Below are 13,958 nucleotides of genomic sequence, written 5' to 3' on the forward strand. Positions count from 1 at the left end.
GCCGTGAACGCGGAGCACCCCATGAGCAAGCAACCCAAAAGCTTCGACACTGACGCGAAGGGGCCGCTTGACGGCATTCGCGTCGTTGATCTGTCGCGCCTGGTCGCCGGCAACATGTTGTCGCTGCAGCTCGGCGATTTCGGCGCCGACGTCATCAAGGTCGAGCCGCCGGTCGGCGACCCCTTACGCGACTGGCGCGACGGCGGCAGCTCGCTCTACTGGAAGACCTACGGCCGCAACAAGCGCTCGGTCATGCTCAATCTTCGCGAACCGGCGGCGATGGATGCCATGCTCAAGCTGCTCGATACGGCTGATGTCTTCATCGAGAACTTCCGCCCTGGGACACTCGAAGAGATGGGCATGGCGCCGGAGACGCTGCTTGCCCGCAATCCCGACCTGGTCATCGTGCGCATTTCCGGCTTCGGCCAGACCGGCCCTTACGCAACCCTGCCCGGGTTCGGCACGCTGGTGGAGGCGATGAGCGGATTTGCTGCCCGCACCGGATTTGCCGATCGCGAGCCGGTGCTGCCGCCGCTGGCCCTCGCCGACATGATCGCCGGGATCTACGGCTCTTCCGCCGTCAGCATGGCACTTTTGGCGCGGCAGCGCGGCACGGCGCGCGGGCAGGTCATCGACCTGTCGCTGCTGGAGCCGATGTTCTCCGTGCTCGGGCCGGAGGCAGCGATCTACAAGACGACCGGCAAGATCAAGGAACGGGTCGGCAGCGGCTCCAACACGACATCGCCGCGCAACGTCTACCGATGCGCCGACGGCAGATATGTGGCCCTTTCCGGCTCCACCCAGGCCGTCGCCAAGCGCATCTTCGAGATCATCGGTCGTCCCGAAATGATCGCTGATCCGCGGTTTGCCACCAATACAGACCGGGTGCGCAACCGGCCGCTGGTCGACGAGGCCGTCGGCGCCTGGTTTGCCACCCGCGAACGCGACGACGCGCTCGACGTCATGCGTCGGGCCGGCGCGACTGTCGGACCGGTCTACAACATCGCCGATGCCTTCAACGACGCGCATTTCATCGAGCGTGAGGTCTTCACCGAAGTCGAGGATCGTGAGCACGGCTCGCTGCCGATGCACAACATCCTGCCGCGAATGTCGGCGACGCCGGGCGTCTGGCGCAATCCGGCACCGGCGCTCGGCGAAAACACCCGCGACGTGCTCAACGAAGTAGGCCTGTCGACCGATGAAATCGACCTGATCATGGGAGGCCGAACCGAATGATGTTGCGCTCGCTCCTCTATGTTCCCGGCAGTTCGCCGCGCTTTCTGGAAAGGGCCCACGAACGCGTGGCCGACGCCATCATCATCGACCTTGAGGACGCTGTCGCGGCGAACGAAAAGGACGCGGCAAGGGCAGCACTCGCTCGAACCGTGCCGATGGTTGGCCGAGGCGGCGCCCTCGTGGTTGTCCGGATCAACACCCATGACGAAACGGCGATGCTGGCCGACGCCAGCGCTGCCTGCGAGGCGGGTGCAGGTGCGCTTTATATCCCCAAGGTGTCTTCGCCCGAAATTCTCCACAAGCTCGACGGGCATCTGCAGCCGTTGGAAACGGCCGCGAACCGTCCACCGATGCGGTTTGCGCCGCTGATCGAAGATCCGGCGGGGCTGCTGAACGCGGCCTCGGTCGCCGCAGGCCCGCGGGTCTTTGCCCTGTCGGCCGGTGGGGAGGACCTTGCAACATCCATGGGGGCCCAGCCGACGCCTGAGGTACTGCGCATGCCGAAGCTGATGATCCACTACGCCGCGAAGGCCGCCGGCGTCTTATCTTTCGGGCTGCTGCGCAGCACCGCCGACTATGCCGACAAGACCACCTTGTCCGCGGCCATAAGCGAAGCCAAGGATTTTGGCTTCGACGGCGCGACCTGCATTCACCCGAGTGTCGTTCCCCTGTTGAACGAAGGCTTTTCACCGTCCGAAGAAGAACTCGACCGTGCGCGCCGCCTGATTGCAGCTGCCGACGCCGCCGCACAAGCCGGGATCGGCGCCTTTACCTTCGAAGGCAAGTTCGTCGACCTGCCGATCGTCACGCGCGCCCGCGCTTTGCTTGCGCGGTCCCCGGGCTGATCCGATTGCCCTGCGTCCCCGCATCTATCCTGGAGAACAGAGTGTCAGACTTTCCCACCACCGAGAGACATATGGGCCGCAAATGGCGTGTCCTCGTAACCCACAACAGGATCGCGGAGAGCGCCGTCGAGCTGCTCAACGCCCATGACTGCGACGTGTTTTTCTCTCCGCCCTACGACGCCTCGGATGTCGTTGCCGCACGCGCGGCCGATCTCGGCATCGACGCGATCATGGTGCGGCAGGGCCAGATCAATGAGGCCGTCATTGCCGCATCGCCGAAGCTGAAGGTCATCGTCAAGCATGGCGTCGGCGTCGACAATGTCGACATCCAGGCGGCAGCCGATCGCGGCATACCGGTGTTGCGCTCGATGGGCTCGAACGCCCGCGCGGTCGCCGAGCACACGATCGCGCTTTCGCTGGCGCTGATCAAGGAGATCGGGCCGCTGACCGCGGCGGTGAAAGGCGCCCAGTGGCCGAAACCAACCTTTATGGGACGCGACATCGCCGGCACGCTCATGGGGCTCATCGGCTATGGCGCGATCGGTCGCGAAACCGCGGCCATGGCGCGCGCACTCGGCATGACCGTGATCGTCTACGATCCGCATGCCTCTGCCACACTCGCACAAGAAAACATTGCCGCCATCGACGACGTTGACGAGCTTGTCGCCCGCGCCGACATCGTCAGCCTGCATTGCCCCTTGACGGCAGAGACGCGCCACCTCATCGACGCCCGCCGTCTCGCGCTGATGAAGCCGACGTCCTTCATCGTCAACACTGCCCGCGGCGGCATCATCGATGAGGCGGCGCTTGCCGACGCCCTGCGCAACAGGCGTATCGCGGGTGCGGCGCTCGACAGTTTCGCAGCCGAACCGCCGGCCGCCGACAACCCGCTCTGGGCCTCGCCGCTGGTGCTGGCCACGCCACACATCGGCGGCGTCACGCACGGTTCGTCGAAAGCGATGGCCGAGATCGCGGCGCGCCACATCATCAGCGTCCTCAACGGCCAAGCGCCGGATGCCTTCAGCCTTGCGACACCGCAGAGCCTCGGCCTGCGCAAGGCGACCGCCTGAAGCTTCTCCAGGGAAAGTGCGAAGCGGTTTTTGCCACGAAATACGTAAAAACAACGAGATAGAGCGTTTCCGCGACCCCGTTCAAGCCGGAAACGCTCTAAAGCTCCACAAGGAAAGAACACATGCCCATCGGTTTCAGAGTGAAGAACAGCATGGAACGCGTCGACGCCTCCTACGTCGAGGCATTCCGCGTCCTGCCGGTCGCCAACGTGTCCGACAGCATGTCGCGGCTTGTCGCCGGCGGCGACCGGTTGCGCCCGATGCATGGTGGCGGCGTGCTGGCCGGGCCGGCGCTGACGGTCAAGACCTGCCCGGGCGACAACCTGATGCTGCACAAGGCGATCGACATGGCGGCACCGGGCGACGTGATCGTCGTCGATGCCGGCGGTGACACCACCAATGCGCTGATGGGCGAACTCATGTTGGCGCATGCGGTCAAGCGTGGCGTCGCCGGCTTCGTCCTCAACGGCGCGATCCGGGACGCCGAGGCCATCCGCGCCCAAGACCTGCCGCTCTACGCGCTTGGCGTCACCCATCGCGGCCCTTACCGGACCGGCCCAGGCGAAATTGGCTTCCAGATTTCCATCGCCGGCATGGTCATCAATCCTGGCGACCTGATGCTCGGCGACGTCGACGGCATCGTCTGTGTGCCCAAGGCGGATGCCGAGGCGGTTCTGAAGGCAACCCAGACCAAACACGACGCCGAGGCGAAGCAGATGGCGGCGACACTGTCGGGAACGACCGACAGGTCCTGGGTTGATCGCGAGTTGCAGCGGCTGGGCTGCAGCCTGGTCGACTAGGCCGCCACAAGCCTGCGCGTGAGCTCAGAAAGACAAACGATCGGGTGCCGTGGTCGCTTGCCGACGATAAGCACGGGACTGCCGCAAGCGCACGGCGATCGATTTGACCGCCAAGCGGTCGTCGACCAGGTGCATGTTATCCGGCGTCGGCCACGAAGCCGACGGCCTCGATGCCGGCGATGGCACAGGCCTCATCATTGTCAGACGTATCCCCCGTGATGCCGACCGCGCCGAGCAGATCGCCATCGGCCGTGCGGACCAGGACACCCCCGGGCACCGGCACGATGCGGCCGCCGGAGACAGCCGAGAGGCTTTGTATGAAATGCGGCCGCTCGATCGCAGTGTTGTTCAGCCAGCGTGATCCCATGCCGACGGCCAGTGCGCCATAGGCTTTTCCCGACGCGATCTCGAAGCGCAGCATCGATGATCCATCCTGTTTCTGGAAGGCGACGAGATGGCCGCCGGCATCGAGGACGGCTACCGAAAGTGGCTTCAGCCGGGCTTTTGCCGCCGCGCCGAAAGCACCGTCGATGATGCCGTTGGCGAGATCAAGGGTCAGTTGAGGCATAACAGTTCCAATCATATTTTTTGCCGGCACCAGCCGGCCTGAAGATTTCGGTTCATGGCTCAGAGGGGCTATCGGAATCCATCCATTTCGTAAGCTATGACAAACGCAACTTGCCCGTCGCCCCGGACACGGTCAACCTGGGCGGCATGGCAAGATCGACTCACCAGTTAGCGACGCCCATGACCGGACCACAGTGGCCTCTTGCACCGCCATCGTTTCGGGCGAGGCACGTCACGTTGCAAGTGCAGCGCCGCGGCACGAATGCCCCCGTTTCTGTCCAATTTCTCTCTCGAGGAAGAGGCTCGGCGCCCCTAATGTCCTGCCCATGCCGACATTAGAGCTCGCGAGGGAGACGAAGATGGAAAGCACTCTAGATACCTACGTCACCAGCCGACCAGCGCCTGCTCGTGGCAGCAGCCTCGGCCGCAACTGATCCAACATCGAGGAACAAGGCTATGGCCGAAGAAACATTGAAGAAGATCGTAAGCGCCAATGGCGCCACAATCGCCACGGAAGCCTTTGGCGATCCCTCGGCGCCGCCGATGCTGTTGATCATGGGCGCGATGGCCTCGATGCTGTGGTGGCCCGACGCGTTCTGCCGCAAGCTGGCGGCGAGCGGCCGTTATGTCATCCGCTATGACAACCGCGACACCGGGCTTTCGACCAAATATGCCCCGGGCAATCCCCCCTATTCGATGGACGACATGGCCGGCGACGCGGCCGCCGTGCTCGACGCCTATGGCTTTGCCTCGGCCCACATCGTCGGCATGTCGCTCGGCGGCATGATCGCCCAGATCCTGGCCCTGTCCGCCCCCGGGCGCGTGTCTTCGCTGACCCTCATCAGCACCACGCCGATCGGCCTCGGGCTTGAGCTGCCGCCGATAAGCCCCGCCTATCTGGAACACGCTGCTGCGGGCGAAAGCCTTGACTGGTCGGACCGTGCCCAGGTGATCGATTTCATGGTCAGGGATACCCGCATGATCGCGAGCACCGCGCATCCCCACGACGCGGACCGAATCCGCGCCTTCATCGAGGAGGACTATGATCGTTCGGGCGGCCTGCTCTCCGCCACGAACCACTTCATGCTGCAGGGCGGCGAGACCGCCAACGGCAAGCTCAAATCGCTCGAAGCGCCACTTCTGGTGATCCATGGCACCAGCGACCCGATCTTTTCGGTCGAGCACGGGATGGCGATTGCCGATGCTGTGCCCGGTTCCGAATTTCTTCCGATTGAGGGCGGCGGCCATGAGTTGCACCGGCAGGACTGGGGCACGATGGTCCCAGCCATTGTCAGGCACACGGAATAGGTAGCGTCCGCATCCAGACGCCGCGGTATCCGCATTGAAGCAGGCGGACTTGATAACAGGCGCTGCGTGCCGCCATTGGTTGGTGGCGAAGAAATAGCCAGGCGCGTGCCAACAATGCCGTTGACGCCGACAGGCTTCAGCGAGAACGGGCCCTGTTGCGGGCGATGTCTCGTCTGATCTCCTTGAGCGTGTGTCGCAGCTCGGTGAGAGTGCCATCATCGCTCAGAGCGGTGCTGGTGCACTCGAGAAAATCGAGCTTGAGCTCCAGTTCGTCGTGCCGTTCGATCAGTCCGGCCAGTATTCGAGACGTGCGCATGTCATACCCATCAAACGTCGGCGCGACCACAAGTGGGCGCGGACGTCAAGATTGCTTCGCCGTCTTCGATACGCTCCCTGTGCGACAGTTTGTTGAAACCGTGAGCGCCTTCCACGGGAAGACTGCCTTTGTGCTGGGCTCACAATCCGGGACGCCCATAGTCTCAGCGCCGATCCGGCCATATAGTCGCGCCGAGGCTCATCCGGCATGCTTTCAACGCTTGCTTGGCTGGGCGAAACCAAAGACGCGCAAGGGAGATGTTTGATGTATTACGCCATCCTCGCCTATCACGAAGAGGGAGTGGTCGAATCCTGGACGGAGGAGGAGGACGCCGCGTTGATGACCGACCTGCTCAAGGTCAACGATCGCCTCGTGCGAGAAAAATCCTTAGGGCCCGCCGCACGGCTTGGCCCAACCCAAGGCGCGGTGACGCTGCGAGGCAAAGGCGAGGGCACGGTTATCGATGGCCCCTTTGCCGAAACCAAGGAACAACTGCTCGGCTTCTACGTCGTGGACTTTCCGACGCAGGAGGCTGCCGTAGCGGCAGCCCTTGAGCTGCGTCGCGCCAACCCGACAGCGACCTATGAAATCCGGCCGATTTCGCTTTACCTTCCCGGCACGTCATTGGATTTCAAGGAAGAATAGCCGTAAGCTATGCCTTACAATGAAGACAGGGCTCTCCGTTCTGGTGAGCCCTGTCTTTTGCGTCTGTCGGTGTGCCCTATTTGGCGGCCGGTTCCCCCAGCCAGGTGATCAAGTCGCGCCAGCCTTGCTCTCGACGACACAGTTCCAATCCTCCTGTCGCAGGCGGAAGCACATCCATGGTGACGGCATGCCCGAGAGGTCCAGCGTCGCATCGTAGACATGGGTCGCGCCGAGCTTTGCAGTCGCCTTTTGCGAGCGAATGTTCGTCGGCGCGATATGAAACCAGACATCGGGATAGGCGTGAAAGGCATGGCCGAGCATCAGCCGTTTCAGCTCAAAATTGGTGCCGCCGCCCCAATAGGCGTTGTTGAGGAAAGTGAAGCCGATCGAGATGCTGTCCGGCATATCAGGGGCGACGTAGTAGCGGGAGCATCCGATGATCTCGTCGGTCTGCCGATCGACAGCTACAAGCGTCGCCCCGCTTTCGAGCAGCAATGAGAAGTAAGGCTCGAACTTTTCCCGCTTGTAGCGGTCCGTTGCCGGATGACCCGCCCAGACATCAGGATGGCTTGCGGCTGAATACAGTCCCTCGAGGTCGTACGGCCGCAGGGGCCTGAGGAGAATGGCCTCACCACTCAGTGCCGGCTGCGGATCGAAATCATTCCTGAACATGCTGCTGTCTCACGATGAAGATGATGGAACGGGGATCATGTCCGCGATGGCACGGTCAAAGTCGCGAGAACTTTCGGAAAGGCCGTTCTTGACGGCCACTCTGTCCGCTTCAGGGCGGTTCTGGCTGAGCTTGCGTTTGCCGGTCAAAAGCGTGATCGGCATCCGAATTCCGACGATGCCACGCAATTGCGCTGCGACATACGCCGCGGGCGCATCGCTGACGGCCCACGGTTTCGCGGCTGTCCCCTCATGGAGGTCGGTCAGCCGCTTGACGATATCGAGCAACCGGCCCGGATCGTCGAAGAATTCGACCGGGCCCCTCGCCTGGACGGCGGTGTAATTCCATGTCGGAACCACCTTCCCATGCTCGGATTTCGCGGCATACCAGGCCGGAGTGATGTAGGCGTCGGGACCCATGAAGACCGCCAGGCCCTCACCGATCACCGGCATTTTCCACTGCGGATTGGGGCGGGCGAGATGGGCATAAAGCGTACCCCTTTCCCCTTCCTCTGCGTCCAGAAACATGGGGAGCGGTGTCGCGACTGGTCCCTCCGCCGTCGCCGTGATGAAGTTGGCGATACGGCACGCCCGCATCATCGCGTGTATTTCGCTGGTGTCGTCGACCACAAAAGCTGGCGGCGTGTACATCGAACTCTCCTTGAACTCGGCACAGCATCGGCGTTAACTGGCACAAAATAAATATCCAGTTGTGGGGATTTTCATTGGGCCAGTTGGATGGCGCGAAATCAAGACGTACGGGCGCTGCCCGCCGCATCTACCTCGATCTGCGCGAGCAGATCGGCGCCGGTGTCTATGCGCCCGGTGACAGGCTGCCATCGAGCCGGGCGCTCGCCGAAGAGCTGGGCGTGTCGCGCACGACAGTCACGGCCGCTTTCGACCAGCTCGTCTCCGAGGGCTTCGTGACCAGCCACCAGGGCTCAGCCTCGATCGTTTCGGAACTGGCCGGAGAAAAGACGCAACACGGCCGACCAGCTGAGGATCGCTTGGAATGGCCGATGTCCGATTATGCCGCCCGACTGATGCAGCTTCCGATCCACTATGCAGAGAGGCGGCCGGCGCTGGACTTCGATTTTCGCTACGGCGATATTGCCGCTGCCGACTTTCCGACGCTGCTGTGGCGGCGGGCGATGAATGCAGCGCTGCTGCGCCACCGCGACAGCCTTTCCTATGAACACCCGGCAGGGTCCGCCGCCCTGAGGCAGCAACTCCAGGGCTATCTCTGGCGCGTACGCGGCATCCGCTGCGATGCCGACCAGATCGTCGTCGTTTCCGGTTCGCAGCAAGCGCTGGATCTTTGCGCCCGCGCCCTCGTCGATATCGGCGATCGCGTCATCGTGGAGGAGCCGTGTTATGCCATGGCACGCAACGTCATGGCGGCCGCGGGCGCTGAAATCGTTCCAGTTTCCTGCGACAATGCCGGCCTTCTCGTACAGGACCTGCCGCACCAGGGAAAATCGGTTCTCGGATACGTAACGCCGAGCCACCAGTTCCCGCTGGGCGGCGTCTTGCCACAGAGCAGACGGGATTCGCTGCTGCAATGGGCCTATGCCGTCGGAGCCTATATTATCGAGGACGACTACGACGGTGAGTACCGCTATGACGTGAAGCCGATACCGCCGTTGTTCCAATCGGATCAGGATCGCGTCATTTATGTCGGCACGGTTTCGAAGACGCTCTCACCTGCCCTCAGATTGGGCTATCTCGTCGTTCCCACGCCGTTGATCGACCTCTTCACTCGATGCAAGCAGCTCGCCGATCGTCATAGCCCCAGCCTCGAGCAGGAGGCGCTCGCGACCCTGCTGGAAGCCGGCTCATACGAGCGACATGTGCGAAAGATGCGCCGGTCCAATGGCGAGCGTCGCGCCGCCCTGATTGCGGCACTGAAATCGTCCTTTGGCGAACGGATAGAAATCGTCGGCACATCGGCCGGGCTGCATGTCGTCGTCTGGTTTCGTGGGATCGGCGCGCAGCATGAGGCGCGGCTCATCGAGACCGCCAGGGCTGCGGGGATTGGCATCTACCCCGTGTCGCCGCTCTATCTCGAACGCAAGCCAGACCTGGCCGGCATGGTCCTTGGCTATGCCTCGCTTAGCCCAGCCGAACTGCGCAGGGGAACAGAAAGGCTGGCATCGGCCATTCGCAGCTCTACCGAGTTCTGAGGCGAAGCGGAAGTGACACCGGGGCCGACATCCCCCGCGCTTCAGCCGCGGCTGTCGCGTTTACGGATTGACCTGCACCCTGGTCCAAAGGTCGTTGAAGGCGATACTATCGAAAAAAGCGGAAGCCTTGGTAACCTTGCCGCCCTTCAGGTCGAGGAACCAGGCATAGGTGTTGACGTAGGGCTTGCCATCGCGCGCAGTGCCGCTCGCGTCGAAGAAAACCACCACTGTGTCGCCTTCCGCATAGAGGCTCCTGATGGTCGGCTTCAATCCGACGCTCATACGGGCGTTGAAGGGGCGAATGACCTCGCTCATGAATGCCTCGCGGCTGGGATAGGTCTTGGAAGCGAGCGAATTGCCGGTGATCGTCCAGGTCGCGTCGTCAGCCAGCAGATCGTATGGTCCACCCGTTCCCGCCGCCCAGGCGTCGAAAGCGCGTTGAATGATGGCTTTGTTGCTCGCTTCGTCAGCGACAGTTTCCGCCTGCGCCGACGGGATGAGCGCTGCCATGGCAAAGCCCACCGTTGCAATTGCCGTCAATATGCCGATGCTTGTCATTGCCATCTCCGTCCATAGGAACATTTCTGTCGGCTGGCTGTCGTGCCGGACGACAGAAGGGAACGAGCGGCGGATGCGCCACCACTCGACATCAAGCGGCCGCGCTTAGATCTTGTTCTCCCAGGCGGCGAGCTGATACTCCTTCAGCATGTCTTCGATCTTCTTCGGAACAACGTTGCGGAACTTGCCGGTATCGGCGGGCACGATCTCGATCATGCGATCGATCATCTCCTGCGGATCCATCTTCCCTTCGGGCGTGGCGAAAAAGTCGTCGAATCCCTTGCGAAGGTCGGCTCGCCTGGTGAAGTTCTTGCTATCGTCCAGCCAGCGGAAGGGGTTGTCCGCCATGGTCTCGTTGTATCCGGTGTAGTAGGCACCCGGGTTTATCGTCTGAATCTTGATGCCGTAGGCGGCAAGCTCCTGCTGCAGTGCCTCCGCAATCGATTCCAGCGCGTGCTTGGTCGAGACATAAGTTCCCCAATTGGCTGGCGTGAACAGGCCGCCCATGGAGGAGGTGAAGACGACCTTGCCTTTCTTCTTCTCGGCAACCCACTTCTTCACGACACCCTGCGTGAGCACCAGAGGCAGGAAGACATTGGTCTCGTAGTTGCGGCGGACAAGGTCGATCGGGATTTCCCAGACCGGCCCGGCTTCGCCCTGGCCGGCATTGTTCCAAAGCACGTCGAAGTCCCAGGATTGCGCCTGCGCGATATCGTACGGGTCGGTCAGATCGAGGCGTTCGACCCGCAGATTCTCGAGCCCGAGCTTCTGGGCTTCCTCGCGCAACGGCATCACCTGCGGCGAGACCTGCACCGTGGCAATGATCTTGTGGCCGTTTCTGGCCATTCCGATGGCGGCGGCCTTGCCGAAGCCGGAGCCCGCGCCGGTGATAAGGATGGTCTTGGACATGAGGGTTCCTTCTCTGGTTGATGGCCCGAAGTCGTTGGCGACGGTCGAGATCAGCGGGTTAGTTTTTCGAATGCGGCGAGCGCTGCCTGGGCGACCTCGACGTCCTGCGGCACCGCGCCACCGGAGACTCCAAGCGCGCCGATGACGACGCCGTCCGGCCCTTTCAGCGGAATGCCGCCGCCGAAGGTGGCAAGGCCGCCGTTCGTCAGCTGCAGCCCCTGCGCCGGGGCACCCGGCTTGCAGTATTCCCAAACCGCTTCGCTGTTTGCCTGAAACAGGACCGCCGTCCTGGCCTTGTTCATGGCGATGTCGATCGATCCGAGAACGGCACCATCCATGCGCCGGAAAGCTTTGAGGTAGGCCCCGGCATCAAGAACCGCGATGATCACGGCGAGGTCCAGTTGGCGGGCCTTGGCCTCCGCGCCATCAATGACGGCCTGCGCCTGGCGAGAGGTGAGTTGCATGGCGTCGGTCTCCCCTTCATGTCCTGTTTGGCCAGCCCGCATTTTTTTCGAAGCGATCGTAACCGTTGCCGTCCGAGCGACCTCGAACGCACGCACTGCCGTCTGGTGTGATCCGATATGCGAATGACAAAGAAACGCCTGGCCAATTCAGGTGGCCGGTTGAAACATAGGGCCTATGCAGAGGCGTGACTGTCGCGAGATTTCGGGTTTGTTCGGAAATTGCGATCATCGGCAGGGCGTTCCGGCCAAATCCGCAGTCCCGGCTTCCTGCGACCGGATGTCGACGCTGGCGATCGTCAGAGCCTGCGTCGAAACTCACGCGGCGTGAGGCCCACGACCTTGCGAAAACTCACGGCGAAGGACGATTGCGTCTCGTATCCGACCGCGAACGCGATGTCGCCTATGCGGAGCGTCCTGTCCTTGAGCAGCGTCTTGGCATAGGCGATGCGTTGACGTGTCAACCATGCGTGAGGGGTGTATCCGGTGGCTATCCGGAAAGCGGTGCAGAAATGGAAGCGGCTGAGATTGACCAGATCGGCCAGCTCCTGGAGACGGATATCCGCCGCCAGGTTCTCCCGCATGTAATGTGTGACACGCCTTAGCTGCCAGCCGGACAGACCGCTTCGCGGGCCCGGCGCAATCGCCACCGTTGCGGCCGAATGGGCTCTGATCAGCTGCAGGCACACGAGATCGAGCAGTTGCTCAACAAACAGGTGGGACATCGCATCGCGCAAACCGATCTCGTCATTGATCATGGACATGATCGCAAACAGCTTGGGGTCGCCAAAGTTCACGCGGTCGAGCAGCTCGGGTTCCCGACCATTGCCCAGTTGGTCCGCACAGGCCAGCAGGCGATTATGCCCCAGGAAGATGTTCGAGACCTCGACAGGAGCATCGGCGCGCCAAAACCCAGCATGTCCCCTTGGCGCGAGCGTTATGGTTCCCGCGAGCGCCGGACCATGAACCAGCTGTCGGCCGATCTTGACGGAAGCCATGCCGCTTCCTGCAAATTTTGCGGCGAGGACATGGTGCTTCAACGGCGGCAAGTCATATTCGAAAGGCTCGTTCCGCCACCGGCTTACCAGCCGCGTGTCCCCGAAAAAGACTTCCGGAGCCACGGGCGGAGCCAAGCCTCCCTGCAACCGGCGAATGTGAATGGTCGTATCCGCAAGTGTATTTACAGACATGGAAACGCTCTCTCAACGGGCAATACCTATAGTTTTATGTATCCCTAAAGATTACGATCCTATCAGCGGAATACAGATCTGCAATATTTGGCAGGACCGAGACAAGATGACTGCCTCAATGAGAATTGCCGTTTCGAATTTCTGCGGCATGAACCACCTTTGCGTCTCGCAACTGTTGAGCAAATTCATTGCAGGCTGCCGCGACCTGTCATCGTCTTGGAAGCGGACGCTCCCCGTGCTGAGTAAGGGAGCGTCCGCCGATCTGAATGATCACCGAGCCTGTTGAAAATCGGTCGAAACCGAAACCTGGCGCCATTGGGCGAGAAGTTCACGATCCGACGCGTGCTTCGCTTCGATTGCGGCAACTGTATCGCTGCCGAGCGGCAGGCGGACCGGCGGATCTTTCGCGTCGATGAAGGAGATCACCACCTCGGCCAGCTTGTCGGGATTGCCCGGCTGGTTGTGGCTGATCTCCCTGGCCTTGCTGCGCACGGCGCCGGCCGTTTCCGCATAGTCGCTGATCTCGATCGGGCTGACGCTGAGCGACGTGGAATCCAGGAAGTCGGTGCGGAAATAGCCCGGCTCGATCGCCGTGGGATAGATGCCAAGGGGCCTCAGTTCATCGGCCAGAGCCTCCGTCAAACCTTCCACGGCGAACTTCGTCGAGCAATAGACGCCGAAACCAGATCCGCCGCGATAACCACCGATCGACGAGAAATTGAGGATGCGCCCCGAGCGCTGGCGGCGCATGTGCGGCAGAACGGCCCGGGTCACCGAAAGTAGCCCAAAGACGTTGGTTCGGTAGAGAGCCTCGACATCGGCTCCACTTGCCTCTTCAACCGCGCCGAGGAGCCCGTATCCCGCATTGTTGACGAGTACGTCGATGCGGCCAAAGCGGGCGATGGCTTCCTTGACGGCCTGGTGCGCCCGCGCCTCATCGGTCACGTCAAGGGCGACGGCAAGAAGATTGGCGTGCGCACCGAAGCGGTCGACGATCGCCTTGGGATTGCGCGCCGTTGCGACGACCTGATCGCCTTTTGCCAGGGCCTTTTCGACGATGAGAGCACCAAAACCACGGGATGCGCCGGTGATGAACCACGTATGCATGTGAACCTCCTGATTTGCGTGACCGCTCCATTGCTTGGCGGTTGAAGCGTTTTTACCGCGGGAAGGCTGCTGAGATAATCGACTGGATTCTCTT

General features: G+C 62.1%; 16 protein-coding genes. 7 read left to right on the forward strand and 9 right to left on the reverse strand.

The genetic code is table 11. The annotated features are described in order from the left end of the window. Positions 1 to 21 precede the first annotated feature (21 nt). The 4 genes from AC244_RS05190 (at position 22) to AC244_RS05205 (ending at position 3,951) form a co-directional block, all read left to right on the forward strand. Positions 22 to 1,236, forward strand: a complete 1,215-nt coding sequence (locus AC244_RS05190) for a CaiB/BaiF CoA transferase family protein (protein WP_053247760.1) — start codon at positions 22 to 24, stop codon at positions 1,234 to 1,236. Then, complete coding sequence (locus AC244_RS05195) at positions 1,233 to 2,081, forward strand: HpcH/HpaI aldolase/citrate lyase family protein (protein ID WP_063934072.1); 849 nt, start codon at positions 1,233 to 1,235, stop codon at positions 2,079 to 2,081. Before AC244_RS05190 ends, AC244_RS05195 begins: the two co-directional genes overlap by 4 nt. A 41-nt stretch (positions 2,082 to 2,122) precedes the next feature. Next, positions 2,123 to 3,151 (forward strand): hydroxyacid dehydrogenase, encoded by a 1,029-nt coding sequence (locus tag AC244_RS05200; RefSeq protein WP_234716849.1) that lies wholly within the window; start codon positions 2,123 to 2,125, stop codon positions 3,149 to 3,151. 122 nt (positions 3,152 to 3,273) lie between these two features. Next, a complete protein-coding gene (locus AC244_RS05205) occupies positions 3,274 to 3,951 on the forward strand; it encodes an RraA family protein (RefSeq protein ID WP_053247762.1) in 678 nt (225 codons plus the stop codon). Between the two features lie 136 nt (positions 3,952 to 4,087). Here the strand turns inward: AC244_RS05205 and AC244_RS05210 are convergent, their stop codons facing one another. Next, a complete protein-coding gene (locus tag AC244_RS05210; RefSeq protein ID WP_053247763.1) occupies positions 4,088 to 4,519 on the reverse strand; it encodes a GlcG/HbpS family heme-binding protein in 432 nt (143 codons plus the stop codon). Positions 4,520 to 4,974: 455 nt separating this feature from the next. Between AC244_RS05210 and AC244_RS05215 the strand changes: the two genes are divergently transcribed. Continuing rightward, positions 4,975 to 5,826, forward strand: a complete 852-nt coding sequence (locus AC244_RS05215) for an alpha/beta fold hydrolase (protein ID WP_053247764.1) — start codon at positions 4,975 to 4,977, stop codon at positions 5,824 to 5,826. A 136-nt stretch (positions 5,827 to 5,962) separates the two neighbouring features. Here AC244_RS05215 and AC244_RS05220 read toward each other — a convergent pair whose 3' ends face one another. Then, positions 5,963 to 6,142 carry a hypothetical protein gene (locus AC244_RS05220; protein WP_141690503.1) on the reverse strand — a complete coding sequence of 60 codons (180 nt, stop codon included), beginning with the start codon at positions 6,140 to 6,142 and terminating at the stop codon, positions 5,963 to 5,965. Positions 6,143 to 6,406: 264 nt separating this feature from the next. On the opposite strand from AC244_RS05220, the gene AC244_RS05225 reads away from it, so the two are divergent. After that, positions 6,407 to 6,787, forward strand: coding sequence for a YciI family protein (locus AC244_RS05225; protein ID WP_053247766.1), 381 nt, complete (start codon positions 6,407 to 6,409; stop codon positions 6,785 to 6,787). Positions 6,788 to 6,895: 108 nt separating this feature from the next. Here AC244_RS05225 and AC244_RS05230 read toward each other — a convergent pair whose 3' ends face one another. Both AC244_RS05230 and AC244_RS05235 read right to left on the reverse strand, forming a co-directional pair. Beyond that, entirely contained in the window at positions 6,896 to 7,459 is a 564-nt protein-coding gene (locus tag AC244_RS05230; protein ID WP_063934073.1) for a GNAT family N-acetyltransferase, read from the reverse strand. A 9-nt stretch (positions 7,460 to 7,468) separates the two neighbouring features. Beyond that, positions 7,469 to 8,107, reverse strand: a complete 639-nt coding sequence (locus AC244_RS05235) for an FMN-binding negative transcriptional regulator (RefSeq protein ID WP_053247767.1) — start codon at positions 8,105 to 8,107, stop codon at positions 7,469 to 7,471. A gap of 74 nt (positions 8,108 to 8,181) precedes the next feature. Between AC244_RS05235 and AC244_RS05240 the strand changes: the two genes are divergently transcribed. Next, positions 8,182 to 9,639, forward strand: a complete 1,458-nt coding sequence (locus tag AC244_RS05240) for a PLP-dependent aminotransferase family protein (protein ID WP_053247768.1) — start codon at positions 8,182 to 8,184, stop codon at positions 9,637 to 9,639. Positions 9,640 to 9,699: 60 nt separating this feature from the next. Here the strand turns inward: AC244_RS05240 and AC244_RS05245 are convergent, their stop codons facing one another. The 5 genes from AC244_RS05245 to AC244_RS05265 form a co-directional block, all read right to left on the reverse strand. After that, positions 9,700 to 10,197: a nuclear transport factor 2 family protein gene (locus AC244_RS05245; RefSeq protein WP_082366744.1), complete on the reverse strand. Its 498-nt coding sequence runs from the start codon at positions 10,195 to 10,197 to the stop codon at positions 9,700 to 9,702. A gap of 105 nt (positions 10,198 to 10,302) precedes the next feature. Further along, positions 10,303 to 11,106: an SDR family oxidoreductase gene (locus AC244_RS05250; protein ID WP_053247770.1), complete on the reverse strand. Its 804-nt coding sequence runs from the start codon at positions 11,104 to 11,106 to the stop codon at positions 10,303 to 10,305. A 50-nt stretch (positions 11,107 to 11,156) separates the two neighbouring features. Beyond that, positions 11,157 to 11,570: a GlcG/HbpS family heme-binding protein gene (locus AC244_RS05255; RefSeq protein ID WP_053247771.1), complete on the reverse strand. Its 414-nt coding sequence runs from the start codon at positions 11,568 to 11,570 to the stop codon at positions 11,157 to 11,159. Between the two features lie 296 nt (positions 11,571 to 11,866). Next, entirely contained in the window at positions 11,867 to 12,757 is an 891-nt protein-coding gene (locus AC244_RS05260) for a helix-turn-helix domain-containing protein (protein WP_053247772.1), read from the reverse strand. A 270-nt stretch (positions 12,758 to 13,027) separates the two neighbouring features. Next, on the reverse strand, positions 13,028 to 13,864 hold the full coding sequence (locus AC244_RS05265; protein ID WP_053247773.1) for an oxidoreductase: 837 nt from the start codon (positions 13,862 to 13,864) through the stop codon (positions 13,028 to 13,030). Between the last annotated feature and the right edge of the window lie 94 nt (positions 13,865 to 13,958).

The organism is Ensifer adhaerens, from assembly GCF_001270265.1.
In the GTDB taxonomy this organism is placed as follows: Bacteria; Pseudomonadota; Alphaproteobacteria; order Rhizobiales; family Rhizobiaceae; genus Ensifer; species Ensifer adhaerens_B.